This window comes from Actinomadura sp. NBRC 104425 (assembly GCF_030269545.1).
Classification (GTDB): Bacteria; Actinomycetota; Actinomycetes; order Streptosporangiales; family Streptosporangiaceae; genus Spirillospora; species Spirillospora keratinilytica.
In genome coordinates this window covers 67,709-89,486 of sequence record NZ_BSTN01000010.1, presented here as the reverse complement: position 1 = coordinate 89,486, position 21,778 = coordinate 67,709, and the positions used below count along the sequence as shown (strand labels likewise).

Below are 21,778 nucleotides of genomic sequence, written 5' to 3'. Positions count from 1 at the left end.
AGGACGATGAGGCGATGCACTGCCCCAAGTGTCACGGCGTGATGCGCACCTACACCCGTAGCGGCGTCCACATCGAGCAATGCGACAACTGCCGTGGGATCTTCCTCGACTACGGGGAGCTGGAGGCGCTCACCCGCCTGGAGGGCCAGGCCCGTCCCGCGCCTCCCGCGGCGCCGGCCGCTCCGGCGTGGGGCGCGCCCGCCCAGGTGCACCATCACCACCACGGCGGCGGGCACTACCACCACGGCGGCCTGTTCCACATGCTGTTCTCGACCTGAGCGGACGTCCCCCGGCGGCGTGCCGACACCCGTGGCATCGGCGCGCCGCCCTGCCGCGCGGCCTGCGGGGACGCCCCGGCCTGCTGTCGGGCGGGGGTCACAGGCGGGGGTCGACGGGTTCGGACTCCAGGGCCAGGACGGCGAACACCGCCTGGTGGATCCGCCACATCGGCTCCCCCGCGGCGAGCCGGTCGAGGGCCTCCACGCCGAGGGCGTGCTCGCGCATCGCCAGCGAGCGCTTGCGGCCGAGCGACCGCCTGCGCAGCCGCTCCAGGGTGTCCGGCTCGGTGTAGTCCGGCCCGTAGATGATCCTCAGATACTCCCGGCCCCGGCACTTGATGCCGGGCTGGATCTTTTTGTCCTGCGGGAGCGGCCCCAGCGGCTTGACGACCATGCCCTCGCCGCCGCGCCCGGTGTACTCCTCCCACCAGGCGGTGACGTCCCGCTCCGACTCCGGCGAGGCCAGGTCGACGACGCGGAACTCGGTGGGCAGCAGCAGTCCGGACGGGTCGGCGTCGGCGAGCCGGGCCGCGACCCGCATGTGCCAGTCGTGCTCGCGGGCGGTGGCGAAGGCGCGACCCTCGCCCGCCAGGATCTGGAACGGCGCCAGCCGCACGCCGTCCAGGCCGTCCACCGTCCAGCAGTAGCGGGCGTAGGCGTCGCGGAACAGCCCGGCGTTGGCGAGCCGCCGGCCGACGCGGTCGCGCAGACCGGCGACGTCCAGGCCGCGCCCGGCCGCCCGGGCGAGCGCGTCGGCGGCGGCCGGCAGGGCGGCCCGGGCGGCCGCGCCGGTCGCCGCGTACTGCGTCCTGATCAGCTCCATGGCCTTTACCGACCAGGGAAGCAGCTCGCAGTCGAGCACCAGCCAGCCGGTCTCCAGCTCGTCCCACAGCCCGGCGGCGCCGATCGCGGTGCGCAGCCGGTCCAGCAGCGCGCCGGTCAGCGCGGGGTCGTTGAAGAACGCCCGTCCGGTGCGGGTGTAGACGGCGCCGGTCGTGCCGTCGTCCACGCCGAACCGGGCGGCGGCCGCCGACGCGTCCCGGCAGACGACCGCGACGGCCCGCGACCCCATGTGCTTCTCCTGGCAGATGACGCGGTCCAGGCCCGCGTCGCGGTAGGCGGCCAGCGCCTCGGCCGGGTGCTCCAGGTAGCCGGGCAGCGCCGAGGTGTCGGCCGGCGCCATCGTCGCAGGCAGGTAGACCAGCCAGCGCGGGTCGATCGCGAACCGGCTCATCACCTCCAGCGCGGTCAGCGCGTTCTCCTCGCGCACGGCGACCCGGCCCATGAGCCGCGTCTCCACGCCGCCCGCGCCGAGCACGTCCTCGATCTTCAGCACCGTGCTCTCGCGGTGCCCGCCCGCGGCGGTGGCGTCCGGGGCGGGCTCCAGCGGGCGCACCGGCTCGTACCAGACCTGCCGCGCCGGACGCGACACCAGCTCCCGTTCGGGGTAGCGCAGCGCGGTCAGCCGCCCGCCGAACACCACGCCGGTGTCCAGGCAGATCGTGTTGTTGACCCATTCGGGCTTCGGCACGGGCGTGTGCCCGTACACGACCATGGCCTTGCCGCGGTAGTCCCTGGCCCACGGGTAGCGCACGGGCAGGCCGTACTCGTCGGTCTCGCCGGTGGTCTCGCCGTACAGCGCGAACGACCGCACCCGCCCGGACGCGCGGCCGTGGTAGGCCTCCTTGAGCCCGGCGTGCGCCACCACGAGACGCCCCTCGTCGAGCACGTAGTGGCTGATCAGGCCGTCCATGAACGCCAGCGCGGCGGCGCGGAAGTCGTCGGGTTCGGCGGCCAGCTGCTCCAGCGACTCGGCGAGCCCGTGCGCGACCCGCACCTTGCGGCCGCGCAGCGCCCGCACCAGCTTGGCCTCGTGGTTGCCGGACACGCACAGGGCCGTGCCGGCCTCGACCATGCCCATGACCAGGCGCAGCACGCCGGGCGTGTCCGGGCCGCGGTCGACCAGGTCGCCGACGAACACGGCGGTGCGGCCGTCCGGGTGGCGGGCGCCGGCGGCCCGGCCGAGCGGGTCGCGCTCGATCTCGTAGCCGAGGTCGCCGAGCAGGTCTTCCAGTTCGGCGCGGCAGCCGTGCACGTCGCCGATGATGTCGAACGGGCCGGTCAGCTCGCGCCTGTCGGTCCAGCCCCGCTCGCGCACGACGGTCGCCGCGTCGATCTCGGCGACGTCGCGCAGCACGTACACGCGCTTGAACTCGCGGCCGATCGTGCGCAGGCCGCGCCGCAGCTCGCGGCGCTGCCGCGGGACGACGTGGTCGGGCAGCCGCCGGTCGGTGCGGGCGGCGTTGCGTTCGACCGCGACCCGCTCGGGCACGTCGAGCACGATCGCCACCGACAGCACGTCGTGCTCCTTGGCGATGCGGACGAGCTGCTCGCGCGCCTTCTGCTGCACGTTGGTGGCGTCCACGACGGTCAGCAGCCCGCGCCGCAGCCGCGTGCGGACGATGTGGTGCAGCAGCTCGAACGCGTCGCCGGTGGCGGACTGGTCGTTCTCGTCGTCGGCGACCACGGCCCGGCAGTAGTCCGACGACACCACCTGGGTGGGCTTGAAGTGCCGGGCCGCGAAGTGCGACTTGCCCGAGCCGGACACGCCGACCAGCACCACCAGCCCCATTTCGGGCACCCTGATCTCGGTCATGCCTGCCCCCCGTCCGTGCCGGGCGCCGCGGCGGGCGCGCCGAGCGTGAACACCGCCATCTGGGTGGGCGCGCCGACCTGCGGGTCGTCGTCGCCCACCGGGACGTACCGCACCCGGTAGCCGTAGGTCTCGGCGACCCGGTCGGCCCAGGAGGCGAATTCGGCGCGCGTCCACTCGAACCGGTGGTCGGGGTGGCGCGCGGCGCCCGGCGCCAGGCCCTCGTAGCGCACGTTGTACTCCACGTTCGGGGTGGTGACGATGACCAGCCGCGGCCGCGCCCCGCCGAACACGACCTGCTCGACGGCGGGCAGCCGGGGCGGGTCGACGTGTTCGATCACCTCCATGAGCACCGCCGCGTCGTAGCCGGCGAACCGCTCGTCGGCGTAGGTGAGCGCGCCCTGGAACACCTCGACGCGCGGTTCGCGGCCGGAGCCGGGCGCGTCGGGCAGGCCGCGGCGCCGCATGATCTGCACGGCGCGGTGCGAGACGTCCACTCCGGCGAGCTTCTCGAAGTGCCGGTCCTGCTTGAGCCGCGCCAGCAGGCGGCCGGTGCCGCAGCCCAGGTCGATGACGCGCCGGGCGCGTTCGGCGCGCAGGGTCTCCAGCACCGCCTGCATCCTGCGCTCGGCCAGCGGCACCGGCGGCGCGGCGACCCCGGCCGCGTCGTCCGGGTCGGGGGCGCCCGGCTCGGCGGCGGTGGGGTCGGCGGCGGGCGGCTCCTCCTCGATCGGGTCGCGGTCGAGGGCGTCCTCGGGGGCGTCGTCGGCGTCGGCGAGCCGGCCCAGCGCGGCCCGCACCAGGCCGCGCCGGCCGCCCAGGTAGCGGCGGGTGATCGCGGCCCGGTCGGGGTGGGCGGCCAGCCAGCCCTCGCCCGCGCGGACGAGCTTGTCGACCTCGTCGGGGGCGATCCAGTAGTGCTTGGCGTCGTCCAGCACGGGCAGCAGCACGTAGAGCTGGTTGAGGGCGTCGGCGAGCCGCATCTCGCCGGTCAGCGTGAGGGACACGTGGCGCGAGTCGCCCCACTCGGGGAAGTCCGGGTCCAGCGGCAGCGGGTCGGCCTCGACGTTCCAGCCGAGCGGCGCAAAGAACCTTTCGGCCCGCTGCGCGCCGCCCCGGCACGGCACGGCGGGCAGCCGGATCTCCAGCGGCAGCGGCCCGGCGGCCAGTTCCGGCCGGTCGTCGCAGCGGCCGCGCATCGCGGTGCGGAACACGTTGGCCATGGCGGACGCCAGCAGGGACGACGCCGCGTAGGGGCGGTCGTTGACGTACTGGCCGAGGGAGAAGTCCGGGGTGCCCTTGCCGCGCGTGCGCACCAGCTTCACCGGGTCGACGTCCAGCAGCAGCGCGGCGGTGCAGCGGTGCTCGCCTGCGTCCGGGTAGAAGACGTGCGCGGTGCCGAAGGACTGCTCGAACGCCTGCACGCGGTCGGGGTGCTTGTGCAGCAGGTAGCCGAGGTCCGTGGCGGGCGGAGCCGTCGTGGTGATGGTCAGAAGCACCGTGCCAGTGTGGCGGACCCGTACCGTGCGGCCCCACAGGTTTTCCGGGTCAGGGCACCGACGGGCCGGTGATGAAGCGGCCCTTGCGGTCGTAGGGCCAGGGGTTGGCGACGCAGCCTTTGAGCCCGAAGATCTGCTGCTGCATGACGGGGGCGGGGCGGCCCTTGCCGGGGCAGGTCGCGTGGCCGTACCCGAGCCGGTGGCCGACCTCATGGTTGATGGTCAGCGCGTGGTAGTCGCCCGGCTTGCCCTTGTAGTAGGGGGTGAGCAGCAGCCAGCGCCGCAGGTTGACCACGACTTCCTTGCCTCCGGCGCAGTTCACCTTGCCCTCGGTGTCCAGGCCGTAGGCGGCGCACAGCTTGTCGGTGGTGCCGGGCGAGGCCAGGCGCACCACGAAGTCGTAGGGGGCGGAGTCCACGCGGCGGAACGACACCCGTTTGGAGGCCGTCCAGCCGCGCGGGTGCGCCAGGATGCGGTCGACCTCGCGGGCGAAGTCGGCGGGGTCCTGCCGGAGGCCGCCCTCCACCTCGACCATGTAGCGCATGAGCCGTCCGCCGCTCCCGAACGTCTTGTTGGAGCCCTTGGGGCGGGTGAACTTGCCGGTGCCGCGTTTGGGGATGTACGTCTCGGTCGAGGGCGTGATGCTGGCCGGGGCCGACGGCTCGGCCTCGATGCGGGCCTTCGTCTCGTCGGCGGAGGGCGAGGCGGCCGTCTTGCGCACCTGGGCGCTGGAGGCGGCGCCGCCCATCGTCCCGCCCTGGAAGACGAACGCGCCGATGCCGGCGATGGCCGCCGCGACCAGCAGCGCGGCCAGGACGCCCAGGGCGATCGCCCCGGCGCGGCGTCGCCGTCCGGCTCCCAGCGACCGTTCGAGCTGTTCGTCGAAGACCGCGGGGACGTCGCGCGCGTCCGGGCCGGCGCCGGGGACGCGGACGTCCGGCGGGGGCGGCGCGCTTGGTGGTCTCGGTGGCTCCATGGCCCGCCCAGGATGCCAGAAAGCATCTGAAATGTTGCCAAATCACGACTTATTGCTGGGCGACAAAACCGGTTTGCGGCCTCCACCCCGGCCCGGCAGACTCGTGCCGCCATGAGCAGACACCCCCGGCGGCAGACCGCCCAGCAGACCGTGGCCATCATCGAGCGCGGCGGCTACACCGCGCCGTCCGGCCGCACCGTGGCCCTCGCCGACCGGATCGACGCCGCGGTGCGCGGCACGGTGCTGTACCGCCCCGCCGAGCTCGACGGGCTGCTCGCCCGGCTGCCGGACGCGGCCGGGGCGGGCGGCGGCACGCGCGTCGAGGTTACCGCGGAGACGACCCTGGCGGCCGCCCGCCGTCTGCACGACAGCGGTCGCACTCCGCTGGCGCTCAACTTCGCGTCCGCCAAGAACCCCGGCGGCGGCTTCCTCAACGGCGCGCACGCCCAGGAGGAGGGGCTGGCCCGCTCGTCGGCGCTGTACGCGTCGCTGACCTCCGCCCGCGAGTACTACGACTTCCACCGGGCCCAGTGCGACCTGCTCTACAGCGACCACATGATCTACTCGCCGGGTGTGCCGGTGTTCCGCGACGATGCCGGGCGGCTGCTGGAGGAGCCGTACGATGTGGCGTTCCTCACCTCGCCGGCGCCCAATCGCGGCGCGATCCGCGACGAGCGGGCGGTTGCGCGGATCCCCGAGGTGCTGCGGCTGCGCGCCCGCAAGATCCTCGCGGTGGCGGCGCACCGCGGCCACCAGCGGCTGGTGCTGGGCGCGTGGGGCTGCGGCGTGTTCCGCAACGACCCGGCCGAGGTCGCCCGGGCGTTCGCCGAGCCGCTGGCCGGCGAGTTCGCCGGCCGGTTCGACCACGTGGTGTTCGCCGTGTTCGACCCGGCCGACGGGGCGCCCCGCCGGGCCGCCTTCGAACGCGTCCTGGCGCCCTTGACCTCCTGACGCCCCCCTGCCTGACGCCCCCTGCCCGACGCCCGCGTCAGGCGCCGGCCGGGCGGGCGGCGACGTAGGACTCCAGGCCGCGGACCAGCAGGTCGAGGCCGAACTCGAAGCGCTCGTCGCCGCCGCCGCTCATCAGCTCCCCGACGTGCCGCACCACGTGGGGGAACCGGTCGGGCGGCAGGCTGGAGAAGTAGTCGCGGACCTGGCCGAGGAACTCCGCCATGTACTCTTCGGCGCTGCCGCCGTGGGCGCGCTGGCGGGCCATGTGCAGCGACGCCTCGTACACGTGGGCCGTGACGTACAGCGAGATCTGGTCGATCGTGAAGGCCGCGATCTGGGGCGGAACTCCCCCCGCCAGCATGATCGACAGCAGTCCCTCGGCGATGCGCATCGCGTTGGGCCCGGTGGGGATGGTGGCCATCGACACGCGGGCGATGTCGGCATGGGCGCTCAGCACCCGGTGCATCTCCCGGGCCGTCTCCCGGAGCTGCTCGCTCCAGCGCGCCGGGTCCGGCTCCGGGATGCGCACCTCCCCCGCGACCCGCTCCCGCATCAGCTCGAACAGCTCCTCCTTGCCCGAGACGTGCGCATAGAGCGAGGCCGGGCCGGTGCCCAGTTCCTGCGCGACGCGGCGCATGCTCACCGCGTCCAGCCCCTCGGCGTCCAGCAGGCGCAGCGCGACGTCGACGATGCGCTCCTGGCTGAGCGGCTGGCGCGGCGGCGCGGCCGGTCTGCGCCTGCTGCGCCACGGCGGCGCGGGCATCTCCGGGGCGCCGGTGTCCGACACGGAACCTCCCGTTTCACGATATGACTTGACTGGCCGCCAACGCGATATATCTTCTCCATCACAGAGAGATGGCGGCCGTCTCTCGTCTCGGTCGAGCACGAACAGCGTATTTGACACGAACACCGTTCCCGACATAGAACGATGTTCGTAAAACGAACAGTGTTCCATGTGCGGGTGGTCCCCCCGCCCCGAACCCCTCTGGAGAATCGATGTCCGACACGGACGCCGCCCCCGCCTACCGGTGGCGCTGGGCGGCCCTGATGGTGATCCTCGCCGGCGAGGTCATGGACATGCTGGACGCGCTGGTCACCGCGATCGCAGCGCCCACCATCCGCGCCGGCCTCGGCGGCTCGGCCGGCACCGTCCAGTGGCTGACCGCCGGCTACACCCTCGCCATGGCGATCGGCCTGATCATCGGCGGGCGGCTCGGCGACCTGTACGGGCGCCGCCGCATGTTCCTGACCGGCGCGGCCGGCTTCACCGCGGCCTCGCTGCTGTGCGGGCTCGCCCAGTCGCCCGGCATGCTGGTCGGCTCGCGCGTCGCCCAGGGCCTGTTCGGCGCGCTGATGCTGCCGCAGGGCCTCGGCATGATCAAGCAGATGTTCCCGCCGAAGGAGGTCGGCACGGCGTTCGCCGCCTTCGGCCCGGTCATGGGGGCGTCGTCGGTGGGCGGTCCGGTGCTGGCGGGCTGGCTGACCGGCGCCGACCTGTTCGGCACCGGCTGGCGGATGATCTTTTTGATCAACCTGCCGCTGGGCCTGGCGGCGGTGCTGGCGGGCCTGCGCTACCTGCCCCGGGACGGCGGCGGGGGCACCGCGCGACTGGACCTGCCCGGCGCGGCGCTGGCGGCGCTCGGCGCGGGCCTGCTGGTCTACCCGGTCGTCCAGGGCCGCGAACTGGACTGGCCCGCCTGGATCTTCGCGCTGCTCGCCCTGTCGGTCGCGGTGTTCGGCGTCTTCGCCTGGTACGAGGCGCGAATCCAGCGGGCCGGCCGCGACCCGCTGGTCATCCCCGGCCTGTTCCGCAAGCGGGGCTTCACCGCCGGGCTGCTGGTCGGCGTCGTGTTCTTCGCCGGCATGACCGGCTTCGGGCTGGTGTTCAGCCTCTACCTGCAGATGGGGCTCGGCTACTCGTCGCTGAAGGCGGGGCTGTCCCAGGTGCCGTGGTCGCTCGGCATCCTCGCCGGGTTCGGCGTCGCGCAGGCCGTGCAGCGGTTCGGACGCGCCGTCATCCACGCCGGCACCGCCGTCATGGCCGCCGGGATCGCCGGCATCGTGCTCACCCTGAACATCGCGGGCACCGGGGTCGGCCCGTGGCAGCTCACCCCCGCCCTGCTCGTCTGCGGTATCGGCATGGGCCTGCTGATGGCCCCGTTCTTCGACATCGTGGTGTCGGGCGTGGAGCCGCACGAGACCGGCTCCGCGGGCGGCACGCTCACCGCCGTGCAGCAGTTCGGCAGCGCGCTCGGCGCCGCCGTGCTGGGCACCGTCTTCTTCGGCCTGCTCGGCGGGCAGGTCGCCGAGCAGGCCGAGCATGCCGCGCCCGCCCTGCGCGACCGGCTGGCCGCCGCCTCCATCCCCGCTCCGCAGCGCGACCGCATCGCCGCCGACCTGCGCGCCTGCGGACGCGACCGCGCCTCGGCCAAGGACGGCGAACAGGTGCCCGCGTCCTGCATGCGGCTGGGACGGGAGTTGGCCGCCGCCGCGTCCGCCGACCCGGCCGCGGCCCCCGCGATCCGCCAGGCGGTCGGCACGGCCGCGGAACGCTCCGCCAAGGAGGGCTTCGGCGACGCGATGACCGCGACGCTGTGGGTCGTGATCGGGATGCTCGGGCTGACGTTCCTGTTGACCTTCCTGCTGCCCCGGCACGCCCGCCCGGACGAGGACGCCGCCGGCACCGCCGACCCCGCCGTCGCGGCGACCGCCTGACACGGGCCGGGCCGCCGTGCCGCCGCGAGGCGGTGCGGCACGGCGGCCCGGGCCGGTACGCGGCGTCAGACCTTGCCGAGGACCTCGGAGGCGATCAGCTCCAGGTGCTCCAGGTCGCTGAGGTCCAGGACCTGCAGATAGACGCACTCGGTGCCGATCTCGGCGAGCCTGCCCAGCTTGTCGACGACCTCGCCGGGCGTGCCGGCCAGGCCGTTCTCGCGCAGCTCCGGCACCTCGCGGCCGATCGCGTCAGCCCGCCGCTTGATCTCCGCCTCGTCGCGGCCGACGCACACCACCTGGGCGGCCGAGTACACCATCGGCTTGTCCCGTCCCGCCTCCCGGCAGGCCGCGCGGACCCGCTCGTAGGCGGCGCCGGTGGCGTCCACCTTGGCGAACGGCACGTTGAACTCGTCGGCGTACCGGGCCGCCAGCCGCGGGGTGCGCTTGGCGCCGAGCCCGCCGAGCAGGATCGGCGGGCCGCCCGCCTGGGCCGGCTTGGGCAGCGCCGGCGAGTCGGTCAGCGCGTAGTGGGCGCCCTCGAAGGAGAAGGTCTCGCCCACGGGCGTCCGCCACAGCCCGGTGATGATCTCCAGCTGCTCCTCCAGCCGGTCGAACCGCTCCTTCATGCTCGGGAACGGGATGCCGTAGGCGGTGTGCTCGGCGTCGAACCAGCCGGTGCCGATGCCGAAGTCCACCCGGCCGCCGCTCATCTGGTCCACCTGGGCCACCGCGATGGCCAGCGGCCCGGGAAGGCGGAAGGTGGCCGCGGTCATCAGCGTGCCCAGCCGGATCCGGGACGTCTCGCGGGCCAGCGCGGCCAGCGTGATCCAGGCGTCGGACGGGCCCGGCTCCCCGCTCACGTCGCCCATCTTCAGGTAGTGGTCCGAGCGGAAGAAGGCGTCGAATCCGAGTTCCTCGGTGGCCTTGGCGACCGACAGCAGTGTCTCGTGGCTCGCCCCCTGCTGGGGCTCGGTGAAGATTCGAAGACGCATGCTGCCATCCTGGTACGGAACTCACCCCGTCCGCGCCATCGGGCCCCGGAATCGTGCCGACACCCGGTCGGCGCGGGCGCGGCGCGGTGGTCACCACGGGGCGCGGCGCGCGGGCAGCACCCTGGTGGCGGCGCCGGCGGCGTTGTCGTGCAGGTCCAGGTCGGTGGTCGACGCGGTGACCTTGACGCTGGAGCGCACCACGGAGCCCGGCCGCGGCCCCCAGCCGGCGCGGCGCGGCATGAGCCTGTAGCGGAGCGTCCTGTTCCCGCCGGGCGCGATCGTCCCGAGGTGGCACATCAGGAAGTGGTCGTGGCGGCGGCAGCCTCCGCGCACCATCCGCACCACGTTCCTGCGGCCGCCCGGCACCCTGGCCGCGACGACGACGCCCCGGGCCGCGGACGGCCCCGCGTTGTGCACCCGCACCAGGTAGGTGATGGGCCGGCCGGAGCGGACCCGGGAAGACGCCCGGTGCAGCACCGACAGGTCGGCGGTCCGGGCGACCCTCACCAGCGGGAACGCGTGGCTGACCGTGGCCGGCCGCCCCCAGGTCACCGTGAGTCGGCCGCCGACCGCCTGGCCCGGCCGGGCCGTCCGGGCGACCCGGGCGGTCAGCACGCCCACGACCGTCTGCCCCGGCCGGAGCGTGCCGAGCCGGCAGGACGCCACGCCGCGGCCGAACGAGCAGTGGCGCTGCCCGGACACGTAGATCAGCGGCCTGGACATCCGCATCCGCAGCACCAGCGGCCCGACCCGCTGGCGGTTCTTGTTGGTCACGGCGAACGGCCAGCTGTAGGTGCGTCCCGGCAGCAGCGGACCCCGCGGCGCGGCCGTGGTGATGACGATCCCCCGGGCCGCCTTGGTCCTGCCGCTGCCGGCCCCCGCGAACGACGGCGCGCCGTACCCGCCGGACGGCCCGGCCGACGTGGCGGTGCCCGTGGGCGGCCAGGCCGACGTGGCGGTGCCCGTGGGCGGCCAGGGCCGCGTCTCGGCCGCGCCCGCGGGCCCGGCCGCCCCGGCGGCCGCCAGCAGCGGCAGCGCGGTGAGCGGTACGACGAGGCCGCGCGCGACGGCGCGCACCCCCACCTTCTCGATCATGATGGTCCCCCCGTGACCCGGCCGATCAGAGCAGGTCAGTTGTAGCGGGGGCCCGAACGCGTTACCAGCGCGGCCGCGGCGTGTCGCACCGGCCGCCGCGTCAACCTTTCGCCAAGTGGCGGCCTGCCCGTCGGACCGGCCGAAGCACCCTGAGATGTGGCTGATTCTCTGCGGACGTCCCATGTGACGAGTTGAATCGACTGCACAACGACTGCTACCGCCACGTGGAGTGAGCATGAGTGTGTTCGGCGTCGACTACGCCTGGGGACGCCCCGGCCCGGCCGCCCTGAAGAAGGCCGGCGCCACGTTCGTGTGCCGGTACCTGTCGCACGACACCTCGGGCAAGAACCTGACCCGGGCCGAGGCCGACCAGCTGTCGCGGGCCGGCCTGTGGCTGGTCGTGGTGTGGGAGACCACCGCGCAGCGGGCGCTGTCGGGCCGCGCGGGCGGCGCCGCCGACGCCCGGGACGCCGCCGAGCAGGCCGCGGACTGCGGCATGCCCGACGACCGGCCGATCTACTTCGCCGTGGACTTCGACGCGTCCGCGAGCCAGCAGGCCGCCATCAACGCCTACCTCGACGGGGCGGCGTCGGTGATCGGCCGCAACCGGGTCGGCCTGTACGGGGGCTACGGCCCCGTCAAGCGCGCGCTGGATGCGGGCAAGGCCCGCTGGGCGTGGCAGACCTACGCCTGGTCGGGCGGCAAGTGGGACGAGCGCGCCCAGATCCAGCAGTACTCCAACGACCACAAGATCAACGGTGTGAGCGTCGACTACGACCGCGCCATGGCGGACGACTACGGGCAGTGGCGCGTCGGCGTCTCACCCGGCGAGGACGACACCCCCGGATACGTGTCCGTCGGCCTCACCGCCGAGCAGGCGCTCGCCCCCGGCGCGTGGACGACGATCCGGTGGGACAAGGAGTACGCCGACAGCGGGCACCAGCACACAGACGCGGGCGGTCCGAGCCTGCTCAACGGCCCCGCCCGGTACGCCGTCACCGCGTCGGTGCGGCTGCGCGGCGTGCCGGCGGGCACGCGCGTGCAGGCGCGGCTGATCGAGGTGGACGCCGACGACACCGCGCAGTACGACATCGGGCCGGTGCAGGACTTCAGGGCGTCCGGCGGCGACACCTTCGTGCTGTACGGGGTTCCGGCCGACACCGTCAACGACGGCCACCGGGTGCGCTTCCAGGTCGTCCAGCACGGCGACGGCGAGGCCGCCGTGACCGCCGGAAGCGCGAAACTGCTCTACTGGCGCAGGTGAGCAGACGCGATCGTCTGCTCGCGCCGTCAGGGGCGCAACAACCGGTCAGTTCCGGAAAGCCACTGATCATGGAAGGCGCCGGGCGGGCCGGCCGGTCAGCGCCCCTCCGGCTCCCCGTACAGGGCGCGCAGGAAGGCCAGGGCCATCCGGCGCTTGTCCCCCGGATCGGCCCGCAGGGCGGCGAAGTAGGCGCCCAGCTCCTCCAGTTCGCGGAGCGTCACGGCCACCTCGTCCGGCTCGCCCTCCTCGTAGGGGGTCGGCTCGCCGCCCTCGGCGATGCGCACCAGGTCGCCCGGCCGCCACTCCAGCGCCTCCTCGATGGCGGCGCGGGTGCGCGCCTGCGGCCAGCGCTCGGCCGACTCCAGGTTGTAGACGGTCTTGACGGTGACCCCCGCGCGTTCGGCCAGGCGCTCCTGCGTCAGGCCGAGCGCTCCCCGGCGGGCCGCCACGTACTTGGCCACCCGCCCGCGGTCCGGCTCACCCCCCATGCGTCCCAGCATGGCGGAAACATCGGGAACATCCAGTAACAGGACGACGAAGGTTTCCTTGACCATCCTTTCCGCGGATTAACCGGGCGTTCCGGTCCGGTCTGGCCGGGCATGCTCCGCCCATGGAGGCCAAGAACCGTGCGCGCCTGTCGTACAAGGTGGGATACGCCGTCCGCAATCCGCGGCGCATCGTGCCGTACGCGCGCAGACTGGCCCGCGACGCCTGGCTGCGGGCGCGGGCCCGCGACCACGTGAGCTACTACCGGGCCGTGATGCGCTCGGACGCGGCGCGCAGCCCCAACGGCGCGGTCGGCACGCCGTCACCCGAGCACTGGGAGCGTCTCGGCAGGCTCCAGTTCGACTATCTGGCCCGGCACGGGCTGTCCCCCGGCGACCGGATGCTGGAGATCGGCTGCGGCAACCTGCGCGCGGGGCGGCTGTTCGTCCGGTACCTGGAGCCCGGCCACTACTACGGGGTGGACATCTCCCCCGACATACTGCTGGCCGCCCAGGACACCATCGTCCGCGACGGGCTGCAGGACCGCCTCCCGCACCTGACGCTGGTGGGCGACCTGCGCCTGGAGTTCCTGCCCGCGGCGCACTTCACCGTCGTGCACGCTCACAGCGTGTTCTCCCACTGCCCCGTCCAGGTGATCGACGAGTGCCTGGCGAACGTGGGGCGGGTGCTGGCCCCGGGCGGCTTCTTCGACTTCACCTACAACCGCACCGACGGCGAGGAGCACCACGTCCTGCACGAGGACTTCTACTACCGCACGGGCACGCTCGTCGCGCTGGCCGCCCGGCACGGCCTGTCCGCCCGGCCCATGGACGACTGGGCCCGGACCGGCCACCGCCAGTCCAGGCTCCGCCTCACCCACGCCTGACAGAGCCGATTGGATGGGCACCTCCCGGCGGGGTCCGGCCCAACGCCTGACCGACCTCGGGTCTTCAACGGGATGTGCCGGCCTTGGCCGGGAGGTGCTCATGTGTTGAGTTGTTCGATGACGAGGTCGGCGGTCAGGTCGTCGGGTCGCGTGACGACCAGCACTGGGCGGGCTCGCTCATCGGCCGTGTCAGCCGTGTTGTGCCGCCCGCATTGATCTCGCAGGAGATCGGAAGACGACTACCCCTTGTCCAGCACCGCCAGGACCTCCACGTGGCGGGTCATGGGGAAGGCGTCGAAGGCGCGCAGGTTCGCCAGCGTCCAGCCGCGGTCGGCGAAGTAGGCCAGGTCGCGGGCCAGGGTGGCCGGGTCGCACGACACGTAGGCGATCCGGCGGTCGGCCAGGCGGGCGACGTGCTCGACCACCTCGCGGCCCGCCCCGGCGCGGGGCGGGTCCAGTACGACCACGTCGGCGCCCCGCACCCGGGAGCCGCCCCGGTGGTCGCCGCGCTTGGGCTGGGCGCGGTCGGACCCGCCGTCGGCGCGGCCGAACTCCAGCTCGGCGATCACGTCGGCGACCGCGCCGCGCTCGACGGCCACCTGGGGCAGGTCGCGCAGGTTGAACTTGGCGTCGCGGACGGCCTGGGCGTCGGACTCGACGGCCACCACCAGCCCGTCCGGGCCGACGCGTTCGCCGAGAGCGGCGGCGAACAGGCCGGCGCCGCTGTACAGGTCGAGGGCGATCTCCCCGGGGCGGGGCCGCAAAGCGTCCAGCACCGCGTCGGTGAGCACCTGCGCGGCGCCCGGGTGCACCTGCCAGAAGCCGCCGCCGCTGACCTGGAACAGGCGCCCGGACACCTCCTCGCGCACGTACGGGACCGGTTTGCCGGGCTCGGGACGGCCGCGCAGCACCCGGACGGGCACGTCCAGGCGGGGCACGCGCGCCTTCGCGCCGCCGCGGACGACCACCACCCGGTCGCCGGTCGCGGCGGACACCACGCCCTCGACGGACGCGGCGCCGCGCCAGGGCTTGCGCTCGATGCCCATCGCCTCCACCCCGGGGTGGGCGATCAGGCACTCGTCGATCGGCTCGATGTCGTGGGAGCGGTGCCGGTGCAGGCCGACCGCGCCGTCGCGGCGGACGGCGAACTGCACCCGCGTGCGCCAGCCCAGGCCGTCCGGCGCGTGCGGCAGCTCCTCGACGACGACCGTGCGTTCGATGCCCGCCACCCGCCGCAGCTGCTCCGCCACGACGGCGGCCTTGAGGCGGCGCTGCGCGGGCAGCGACACGTGCTGCCAGTCGCAGCCGCCGCAGCGGCCCGGCCCGGCGAACGGGCACGGCGGCTGCACCCGGTCGGGGGACGCCTCCAGGACCTCCACGGCGTCGGCCCGCAGGAACCGCTTGGTGCGCTCGGTCACCCGCGCCCGCACGCGCTCACCGGGCAGGGCGTGCCGAACGAACACCACCCGCCCCTCGTGGCGGGCCACGCAGACGCCGCCGTTGCCGACGCCGCCCACTTCCAGTTCGAGAAGTTCGTCCGCTTCCGGGTCCGTGCCCGGGTCCGCCCCCAGATCAGTCACGCTTGGACACGATACCGCCGCCCGCGTGCATCCCGTCCCTGCGCGGTGCCTCGCGGGCCCGCCGCACCGCCCCCGGGCCGGGCGGCTCCGGACGCCCCTTGAGCCGGTCGGACGAAGCCAGCTGCCACGGCACGCTCGTCACCATCACGCCGGGCACGAACAGCAGCCGCCCCTTCAGCCGCAGCGCGCTCTGATTGTGCAGCAGATGCTCCCACCAGTGGCCCACCACGTACTCGGGCAGGAACACCGTCACCACGTCGCGGGGGCTCTTGCGGCGCACGCTCTTGACATACTCCAGCACCGGCCGGGTGACCTCCCGGTACGGCGAGTCCAGGATCTTCAGCGGGACGGGCAGGTCGAGGGCCTCCCATTCGCCCTGCAGCCGCCGCGCCTCGTCGTGGTCGACGGCCACGGTGACCGCCTCCAGGGTGGAGGGGCGGGTCGCCCGCGCGTACGCCAGCGCCCGCAGTGTCGGCTTGTGCAGCTTGGACACCAGGACGATCGCGTGGTTGCGGGCGGGCAGCGCCACGTCCTCGCCGGTGGGGGTCAGCTCCTCGCGGACCCGGTCGTAGTGCCCCCGGATGCCCTTCATGATCACGAACAGCACCGGCATGGCGATGCACACGATCCACGCGCCGTGCGTGAACTTGGTCAGCAGCACGATCACCAGCACCAGCCCGGTCGTGGAGCCGCCGACCGCGTTGATGATCCGCGAGCGCTTCATGTGCCGCCGCACGGCCGGGTCGGTCTCGGTGACCAGGTGCCGGTTCCAGTGCCGCACCATGCCGATCTGGCCGAGCGTGAACGACACGAACACGCCGACGATGTACAGCTGGATCAGCTTGGTGACCTCGGCGTGGAAGGCGTACACCAGCAGCCCGGCCATGGTCGCCAGGATGATGATGCCGTTGCTGAACGCCAGCCGGTCGCCGCGGGTGTGCAGCTGGCGCGGCAGGTAGCCGTCGCGCGCCAGGATCGAGCCGAGCACCGGGAAGCCGTTGTAGGCGGTGTTGGCGGCCAGGAACAGGATCAGCGCGGTGACCACGGCGATGTAGAAGAACGGCAGCGAGCCGTCGCCGAACACCGCCGAGGCGACCTGGGTGAGGATGGGCTCCTGGATGTAGCCGGGGCCGACCGGACGCCCGTCGCGCAGCAGGTCGGCGGCGGGGTTCTCGGCCACCCGCACGTGCGACTCCAGCGCCAGCACGATCACGCCGCAGAACATGGTGACCGCGATCGTGCCCATCATCAGCAGCGTGGTGGCGGCGTTGCGGCTCTTGGGCTTGCGGAACGCCGGCACCCCGTTGCTGATCGCCTCCACGCCGGTCAGCGCGGCGCAGCCGGACGAGAACGCCCGCAGCAGCAGGAACAGCACGGCGAACCCGGCCAGGTCGCTGTGCTCGGGGCGCACCTGCAGGTCGGCGGTGGGCGCGCGCAGGTGGTCGCCGAGCACGCCCAGCCGGAACAGCCCGTAGGCGACCATGCACAGCACGCCCGCGACGAACGCGTAGGTGGGGATGGCGAAGAACGTTCCAGACTCCCGGACGCCCCGCAGGTTCATCACGGTCAGCAGGGCGATGATGGCCAGCGCGGCGGCGACCGGGTTCTCCCCGATGACCGGGATCGCCGAGCCGATGTTGTCCACCCCCGACGACACCGACACCGCGACGGTCAGCACGTAGTCGACCAGCAGCGCACTGGCCACGGTGAGCCCGGCGTTGGGCCCCAGGTTGACGGTGGCGACCTCGTAGTCGCCGCCGCCGCTGGGGTAGGCGTGGACGTTCTGCCGGTACGAGGCGACGACGACCGCCATCAGCAGGACGATCGCCAGGGCGATCCACGGCCCGTAGGCGTAGAATGACACCCCTGCGACCGCCAGCATCATGAGCAGTTCCTGCGGCGCGTACGCGACCGAGGACAGCGGGTCGCTGGCGAAGATCGGCAATGCGATGCGCTTGGGGAGCAGCTGCTCGTGCAGCTGCGTGCTGCGCAGGGCCCGGCCGACGACCAGCCGCTTGACGAGGTCGGATGCCTTCGACACGGATGAGACTCTAGCCGCCGGTCCCGCACCGTTCGCACCGGCCCGTCCCGGGCGTACCGATGGCTGGAGTTCCGCCCGGTCGGGTAGTACTCGCCTGGGCGGATGTGTAGTTTTGCAGCCCGGCATGGATCGTCCGAGCAGGAGCGATCCTGGGGGTAACCGGAGAAGGAACGGCCGTGCATATCGTGATCATGGGCTGCGGGCGGGTGGGGTCGACGCTCGCCCACATCCTGGAGGACAAGGGCCACTCGGTGGCCATCATCGACCAGAATCCGGAGGCGTTCCGCCGGTTGCGCAGCGGCTTCAAGGGGCGGCGCATCACCGGGTTCGGGTTCGACCGCGACGTGATCGCCGAGGCGGGGATCGAGCAGGCGTCGGCGTTCGTGGCGGTCAGCAGCGGCGACAACTCCAACATCATCTCCGCCCGGGTGGCCAGGGAGACCTTCGGCGTCGACAACGTCGTCGCCCGGATCTACGACCCCCGCCGCGCCGAGGTGTACCAGCGGCTCGGCATCCCGACGGTCGCGACCGTGCGGTGGACGGCCGACCAGATCCTGCGCCGGCTGCTGCCCGAGGGCACCGAGCCGCTGTGGCGGGACCCGACCGGCGAGGTCGTGCTGGCCGAGCTGGACCTCGGCCCCGCCTGGGTCGGCGACAAGGTGGCCGCGCTGGAGGAGGCCGCCCGCACGCGGGTGGCGTTCCTGTCCCGGATGGGCGAGGCGCTGGTGCCCGAGGCCGACACCGTCATCCAGGACGGCGACATCGTGCACATCATGGCCCGCGCCGACGACCTGGAGCGGGTCAACGCGGCGGTGGCCGCGCGCGGTGAGGAGGAGGCCTGATGCGGGTTGCGATCGCCGGAGCCGGGGCGGTGGGCCGCTCCATCGCCCAGGAGCTGCTGGAGAACGGCCACGAGGTGCTGCTGATCGACAAGAGCCCGCGCGCCATCAAGGTGGAGACGGTGCCGCGGGCCGAGTGGCTGCTGGCCGACGCCTGCGAGATCTCCTCGCTGGACGACGCGGCGCTGGAGCGCTGCCAGGTGGTCGTCGCCGCGTCCGGGGACGACAAGGTCAACCTGGTGGTGTCGCTGCTGGCCAAGACCGAGTACGGGGTGCCGCGCGTGGTGGCCCGCATCAACCACCCCAAGAACGAGTGGCTGTTCAACGAGTCGTGGGGCGTGGACGTGGCGGTGTCGACGCCGCGGCTGCTGTCGGCCCTGGTCGAGGAGGCGGTCAGCGTCGGCGACCTGGTCCGGCTGATGACGTTCCGGCAGGGCGAGGCCAACCTGGTCGAGCTGACGCTGCCGGAGGACGCCCCGCTGGGCGGCGAGCGCGTCGGGTCGGTGTCCTGGCCGCGCGACACCGCGCTGGTGGCGATCCTGCGGGAGGGCCGCGTGCTGGTCCCCAGCAGCGACGACACCCTCGAACCGGGCGACGAGCTGATGTTCGTCGCCAGCCAGGACGTCGAGGAGGAGCTCGCCGAACTCCTCGGCGCCCGCTGACCCCGCGCCCTGCGGGCGCCGACCGCCCGCAGGGCGTCACGGGCGCCCCCTGGAAGACATGACGGGCGGTGTTCGGCCCGCGCTTTCCGCGGGCCCCCCTGCTGTCGGCGCCTACGCGGAGGGGCGGGGCGGGGTGAGGGGGGTGCGGCCGCGGGCGAGCACCCAGACCATGGCGGCCAGGGCGGCGACCTGCAGCGGCCAGCCCATCACGATCTTGACGGGGCCCAGCAGGGCGCTCTGGTCGCCGTCGGCCAGGTAGATCGGGTACTGCACGGCCACGCGCAGCACGTTGGGCACCGCCAGCAGCCAGGTCAGCCGGGTGCACAGGCGCACCACGCCCGGGTCGGAGCGCCACCCGGTGGGGTCGCCGGTGACCGAGCCGATGATGAAGCCCACAACCGGCCAGCGCACCGCGATCGAGAAGATCATGCCGACCGCGTAGGCGGCGTTGTACAGGATGCCGGGGACGAACGCGTCCTCGGCCCGGCCCGAGCGCAGCGCGAAGAACGCCGCGATCGCGATGCCCACCAGGCTGTTGAGCACGAACTGCGGGGTGGAGCGCTGCGCGATCCGCACGAGCAGCAGCAGCACCGCCGCACCGACCCCGATGCCCGCGGCCAGCTTGACGTCCTTGCTCGCGACGTAGGCGGTGGTGAAGGCGATGGTGGGCACGGCGGCCTCGATCATGCCGCGGACGCCGCCCAGCGCCTTGGCCAGCTGGGCCCGCACCGCGGCCTCGACCGTGTCGTGCGCGCTGCCCCCGGCGCGCTCGGCGTTCCCACCGCGCTCGGCGCGCTCGGCGTTCTCACCGCGCGCCGTGCCGTCGCCGGTCGCCACCTCGTCGTCCGCGGCCACGCCGCCCCCGTTCGCCTCGCGCTCGTCCACCGGGCCTCCCTCCGCCGCGCCGGCGGTCACGCTGACCCGCGCAGCTCGTAGCGGGGGTTGAACATGACCTTGCGTCCGTCCTGCACGCTCACCAGTCCCTCGGCGCGCAGCCGCCGCCCCGGGTCGATCCCGGCGATCTTGCGGCGGCCCAGCCAGACCAGGTTGATCACGTCGGTGCCGTCGTAGAGCTCGGCCTCCAGGGCCGGAGCCCCGCCACGGGGTCGCAGGGTCACCGTACGTAGCGTACCCGCCACGCAGGCGCGCTTGCGCGCCGCGCAGGCGGTGATGGGGGTGGCGCCCTCCGCTCCGCTGCTCTTCTGCAGCTCTTCGGCCTCCATTTCGGCCTTGCTCGACGTCATGCGGCGCAGGAAGCGTCGCAACCCGCCGCGTCCGCGATCGGACTCGGGGGTTTTGCGCGTCGCGGCCCGTGTATCGGCCGGCACCTCGTCCATGTTGGAAGCGTAAGGCATCCCGGCAAGGACTGCCCGGGACGGCGGAGCGAACGCCGGAAACCGGGGTGACCTGCGACGAGACGGGCGGGCGGGGCCGGTGCCGCGGCGGCGCGGCCCGGTTCCGTCACCCAATCGAGACGCGCGGCTTCGGCGGCCTCCCCCCGACCGGGCCGCGCGGCGTCTAGGTTTTGGTGGCGTCACCCTCCGTAGGACGACCGCTACAGAGGGATGTTCATCGGCAGGTCATGGCAGACGGTACGGGGACAGGATGCTGCGCAGGGGCAACGCACGGACTTGGCGGAACCGGACGGCCGGGGGCGCGGCCGCGACGCTCGCGGCCGCCCTCGCCGCCCTGGCCGCGTGCGGCGGAGGCGGACACGAGGCCGGCGGGGGCGGACGGGGCTCCCGCGCGTCCGGGGCGGCGGCCGCGCCGCCGCCCATCTGGATCACGCCCGGGCACGGGGCGCGCGGGGTGCGGCCCGACCGGCGGATCGTGGTGACCGCGCAGCGCGGCACGCTGCGCCGCGTCGTCGTGCGCGCCGCCGACGGCACCCGCGCGCCCGGCCGCATGTCGCGCGACCGCCGCACCTGGCGCACGCGCTGGACGCTGCGCCCCGGCACCGTCTACACCGTCGACTCCAGCGGCGTCGAAGGGGGCCGCCCCACGTCCGCCACCGCGCGGTTCAGCACACTGCGCCCGCAGGCCGCGTTCGGGATCGCCGACGTGACGCCCCGCGCGGGTGAGACGGTCGGGGTGGGCATGCCGGTCATCGTCGTGTTCGACCGGCCGGTGCTCGACCGCGCGGCGGTGGAACGGTCCCTGGAGCTGCGCATGAGCCGTCCGGTGCCGGGCGCGTGGCGGTGGCTGGACGGCCGCCGGGTGGTGTTCCGGCCGCGCCGGTTCTGGCCCGCCGGGCAGCGGGTGGCGCTGGTGGCGCACACCGCGGGGGTGCGGGCGGCGCCGGGCGTGTACGGCCGGTCCGACCACGCGACCGGGTTCCGCGTGGGCCCGGCCCGGATCAGCACCGTGGACGTGCCGCGGCACCGCATGACCGTGCGGGTGAACGGCCGCACCGTGCGGTCGGCGGGCATCAGCGCGGGCAAGGGCGGGGCGCGCAAGTACACCACCACCAGCGGCGTCCACCTGACCATGGGCAAGGCCGACCCGGTGGTGATGTCATCGGCGTGGATGGGCGTCACCGACCGCAGGGACCCCCGCTACTACCGCAAGACGGTCCGCCACGCGGTGCAGATCTCCTCCAGCGGGGAGTACGTCCACGCCGCGCCGTGGTCGGTGCGCGCCCAGGGGCGGGCGAACGTCAGCCACGGCTGCGTGAACGCGTCCCCGGAGTTCGCCCGCTGGTTCTACGCGCAGTCGCTGCGGGGCGACGTCGTCACCATCCTCGGCACCGACCGGCCGCTGGAGTGGCACAACGGATGGGGGTACTGGCAGCTGCCGTGGTCGGTGTGGCGGGCGGGCAGTGCGCTCAAGCGCCCCGTGCGGCCCTCGCGGCTGTGACGGCG

At 73.8% G+C, this 21,778-nt stretch carries 19 protein-coding genes; 8 read left to right on the top strand and 11 right to left on the bottom strand.

What is annotated here, in order from left to right; all coding sequences use genetic code 11:
- The first annotated feature begins 14 nt into the window (after nucleotides 1-14).
- Nucleotides 15-278: a TFIIB-type zinc ribbon-containing protein gene (locus QSK22_RS17370; RefSeq protein WP_285495239.1), complete on the top strand. Its 264-nt coding sequence runs from the start codon at nucleotides 15-17 to the stop codon at nucleotides 276-278.
- A gap of 97 nt (nucleotides 279-375) precedes the next feature.
- Here QSK22_RS17370 and QSK22_RS17365 read toward each other — a convergent pair whose 3' ends face one another.
- From QSK22_RS17365 to QSK22_RS17355, 3 genes are read right to left on the bottom strand one after another with little or no spacing between them, the layout of a single operon-like run.
- A complete protein-coding gene (locus tag QSK22_RS17365) occupies nucleotides 376-2,934 on the bottom strand; it encodes a polynucleotide kinase-phosphatase (RefSeq protein WP_285495238.1) in 2,559 nt (852 codons plus the stop codon).
- On the bottom strand, nucleotides 2,931-4,430 hold the full coding sequence (locus tag QSK22_RS17360; protein ID WP_285495237.1) for a 3' terminal RNA ribose 2'-O-methyltransferase Hen1: 1,500 nt from the start codon (nucleotides 4,428-4,430) through the stop codon (nucleotides 2,931-2,933). Before QSK22_RS17360 ends, QSK22_RS17365 begins: the two co-directional genes overlap by 4 nt.
- A gap of 49 nt (nucleotides 4,431-4,479) precedes the next feature.
- Complete coding sequence (locus tag QSK22_RS17355) at nucleotides 4,480-5,406, bottom strand: DUF3152 domain-containing protein (protein ID WP_285495236.1); 927 nt, start codon at nucleotides 5,404-5,406, stop codon at nucleotides 4,480-4,482.
- 111 nt (nucleotides 5,407-5,517) lie between these two features.
- Here QSK22_RS17355 and QSK22_RS17350 point away from each other — a divergent pair, with 111 nt between their 5' ends.
- Nucleotides 5,518-6,357 (top strand): TIGR02452 family protein, encoded by an 840-nt coding sequence (locus QSK22_RS17350; protein WP_285495235.1) that lies wholly within the window; start codon nucleotides 5,518-5,520, stop codon nucleotides 6,355-6,357.
- Between the two features lie 37 nt (nucleotides 6,358-6,394).
- Here the strand turns inward: QSK22_RS17350 and QSK22_RS17345 are convergent, their stop codons facing one another.
- Nucleotides 6,395-7,144, bottom strand: coding sequence for a TetR/AcrR family transcriptional regulator (locus tag QSK22_RS17345; RefSeq protein WP_285495234.1), 750 nt, complete (start codon nucleotides 7,142-7,144; stop codon nucleotides 6,395-6,397).
- A 209-nt stretch (nucleotides 7,145-7,353) separates the two neighbouring features.
- Here QSK22_RS17345 and QSK22_RS17340 point away from each other — a divergent pair, with 209 nt between their 5' ends.
- Nucleotides 7,354-9,072, top strand: coding sequence for an MFS transporter (locus tag QSK22_RS17340; RefSeq protein WP_285495233.1), 1,719 nt, complete (start codon nucleotides 7,354-7,356; stop codon nucleotides 9,070-9,072).
- A 65-nt stretch (nucleotides 9,073-9,137) separates the two neighbouring features.
- Here QSK22_RS17340 and QSK22_RS17335 read toward each other — a convergent pair whose 3' ends face one another.
- Complete coding sequence (locus QSK22_RS17335) at nucleotides 9,138-10,064, bottom strand: LLM class F420-dependent oxidoreductase (protein ID WP_285495232.1); 927 nt, start codon at nucleotides 10,062-10,064, stop codon at nucleotides 9,138-9,140.
- Between the two features lie 90 nt (nucleotides 10,065-10,154).
- Nucleotides 10,155-11,159 (bottom strand): COG1361 family protein, encoded by a 1,005-nt coding sequence (locus QSK22_RS17330; protein WP_285495231.1) that lies wholly within the window; start codon nucleotides 11,157-11,159, stop codon nucleotides 10,155-10,157.
- 235 nt (nucleotides 11,160-11,394) lie between these two features.
- On the opposite strand from QSK22_RS17330, the gene QSK22_RS17325 reads away from it, so the two are divergent.
- Nucleotides 11,395-12,423, top strand: a complete 1,029-nt coding sequence (locus QSK22_RS17325) for a glycoside hydrolase domain-containing protein (RefSeq protein ID WP_285495230.1) — start codon at nucleotides 11,395-11,397, stop codon at nucleotides 12,421-12,423.
- A gap of 95 nt (nucleotides 12,424-12,518) precedes the next feature.
- On the opposite strand, the gene QSK22_RS17320 is transcribed toward QSK22_RS17325, so the two are convergent.
- On the bottom strand, nucleotides 12,519-12,911 hold the full coding sequence (locus QSK22_RS17320; RefSeq protein ID WP_285495229.1) for a helix-turn-helix domain-containing protein: 393 nt from the start codon (nucleotides 12,909-12,911) through the stop codon (nucleotides 12,519-12,521).
- Between the two features lie 122 nt (nucleotides 12,912-13,033).
- Between QSK22_RS17320 and QSK22_RS17315 the strand changes: the two genes are divergently transcribed.
- Nucleotides 13,034-13,795: a class I SAM-dependent DNA methyltransferase gene (locus tag QSK22_RS17315; RefSeq protein WP_285495228.1), complete on the top strand. Its 762-nt coding sequence runs from the start codon at nucleotides 13,034-13,036 to the stop codon at nucleotides 13,793-13,795.
- A gap of 239 nt (nucleotides 13,796-14,034) precedes the next feature.
- Here QSK22_RS17315 and QSK22_RS17310 read toward each other — a convergent pair whose 3' ends face one another.
- Together QSK22_RS17310 and QSK22_RS17305 are read right to left on the bottom strand one after the other, a co-directional pair.
- Nucleotides 14,035-15,375, bottom strand: coding sequence for a class I SAM-dependent RNA methyltransferase (locus tag QSK22_RS17310; RefSeq protein WP_285495227.1), 1,341 nt, complete (start codon nucleotides 15,373-15,375; stop codon nucleotides 14,035-14,037).
- The gene (locus tag QSK22_RS17305) at nucleotides 15,368-17,416 is read right to left on the bottom strand and encodes an APC family permease (protein WP_285495226.1); all 2,049 of its coding nucleotides are present in this window, start codon (nucleotides 17,414-17,416) and stop codon (nucleotides 15,368-15,370) included. The genes QSK22_RS17310 and QSK22_RS17305 overlap by 8 nt, the downstream gene beginning before the upstream one ends.
- A gap of 176 nt (nucleotides 17,417-17,592) precedes the next feature.
- On the opposite strand from QSK22_RS17305, the gene QSK22_RS17300 reads away from it, so the two are divergent.
- Both QSK22_RS17300 and QSK22_RS17295 read left to right on the top strand, forming a co-directional pair.
- Nucleotides 17,593-18,258 (top strand): potassium channel family protein, encoded by a 666-nt coding sequence (locus QSK22_RS17300; protein WP_285495225.1) that lies wholly within the window; start codon nucleotides 17,593-17,595, stop codon nucleotides 18,256-18,258.
- Nucleotides 18,258-18,917 (top strand): potassium channel family protein, encoded by a 660-nt coding sequence (locus tag QSK22_RS17295; RefSeq protein WP_285495224.1) that lies wholly within the window; start codon nucleotides 18,258-18,260, stop codon nucleotides 18,915-18,917. The genes QSK22_RS17300 and QSK22_RS17295 overlap by 1 nt, the downstream gene beginning before the upstream one ends.
- A 111-nt stretch (nucleotides 18,918-19,028) precedes the next feature.
- Here the strand turns inward: QSK22_RS17295 and QSK22_RS17290 are convergent, their stop codons facing one another.
- The gene (locus QSK22_RS17290) at nucleotides 19,029-19,802 is read right to left on the bottom strand and encodes a DUF3159 domain-containing protein (RefSeq protein WP_502872324.1); all 774 of its coding nucleotides are present in this window, start codon (nucleotides 19,800-19,802) and stop codon (nucleotides 19,029-19,031) included.
- Nucleotides 19,803-19,828: 26 nt separating this feature from the next.
- The gene (locus QSK22_RS17285; RefSeq protein ID WP_285495223.1) at nucleotides 19,829-20,254 is read right to left on the bottom strand and encodes an OB-fold nucleic acid binding domain-containing protein; all 426 of its coding nucleotides are present in this window, start codon (nucleotides 20,252-20,254) and stop codon (nucleotides 19,829-19,831) included.
- Between the two features lie 268 nt (nucleotides 20,255-20,522).
- Here QSK22_RS17285 and QSK22_RS17280 point away from each other — a divergent pair, with 268 nt between their 5' ends.
- Nucleotides 20,523-21,773, top strand: a complete 1,251-nt coding sequence (locus tag QSK22_RS17280) for a L,D-transpeptidase (protein WP_285495222.1) — start codon at nucleotides 20,523-20,525, stop codon at nucleotides 21,771-21,773.
- Nucleotides 21,774-21,778: the final 5 nt, after the last annotated feature.

Coding starts and splice junctions, on each gene's coding strand:
- QSK22_RS17280 (WP_285495222.1), top strand. CDS start 20,523: ATGCTGCGCAGGGGCAACGCACGGACTTGGCGGAACCGGACGGCCGGG.
- QSK22_RS17315 (WP_285495228.1), top strand. CDS start 13,034: ATGGAGGCCAAGAACCGTGCGCGCCTGTCGTACAAGGTGGGATACGCC.
- QSK22_RS17320 (WP_285495229.1), bottom strand. CDS start 12,911: ATGGGGGGTGAGCCGGACCGCGGGCGGGTGGCCAAGTACGTGGCGGCC.
- QSK22_RS17350 (WP_285495235.1), top strand. CDS start 5,518: ATGAGCAGACACCCCCGGCGGCAGACCGCCCAGCAGACCGTGGCCATC.
- QSK22_RS17295 (WP_285495224.1), top strand. CDS start 18,258: ATGCGGGTTGCGATCGCCGGAGCCGGGGCGGTGGGCCGCTCCATCGCC.
- QSK22_RS17370 (WP_285495239.1), top strand. CDS start 15: ATGCACTGCCCCAAGTGTCACGGCGTGATGCGCACCTACACCCGTAGC.
- QSK22_RS17325 (WP_285495230.1), top strand. CDS start 11,395: ATGAGTGTGTTCGGCGTCGACTACGCCTGGGGACGCCCCGGCCCGGCC.
- QSK22_RS17285 (WP_285495223.1), bottom strand. CDS start 20,254: ATGGACGAGGTGCCGGCCGATACACGGGCCGCGACGCGCAAAACCCCC.
- QSK22_RS17355 (WP_285495236.1), bottom strand. CDS start 5,406: ATGGAGCCACCGAGACCACCAAGCGCGCCGCCCCCGCCGGACGTCCGC.
- QSK22_RS17330 (WP_285495231.1), bottom strand. CDS start 11,159: ATGATCGAGAAGGTGGGGGTGCGCGCCGTCGCGCGCGGCCTCGTCGTA.
- QSK22_RS17335 (WP_285495232.1), bottom strand. CDS start 10,064: ATGCGTCTTCGAATCTTCACCGAGCCCCAGCAGGGGGCGAGCCACGAG.
- QSK22_RS17340 (WP_285495233.1), top strand. CDS start 7,354: ATGTCCGACACGGACGCCGCCCCCGCCTACCGGTGGCGCTGGGCGGCC.
- QSK22_RS17365 (WP_285495238.1), bottom strand. CDS start 2,934: ATGACCGAGATCAGGGTGCCCGAAATGGGGCTGGTGGTGCTGGTCGGC.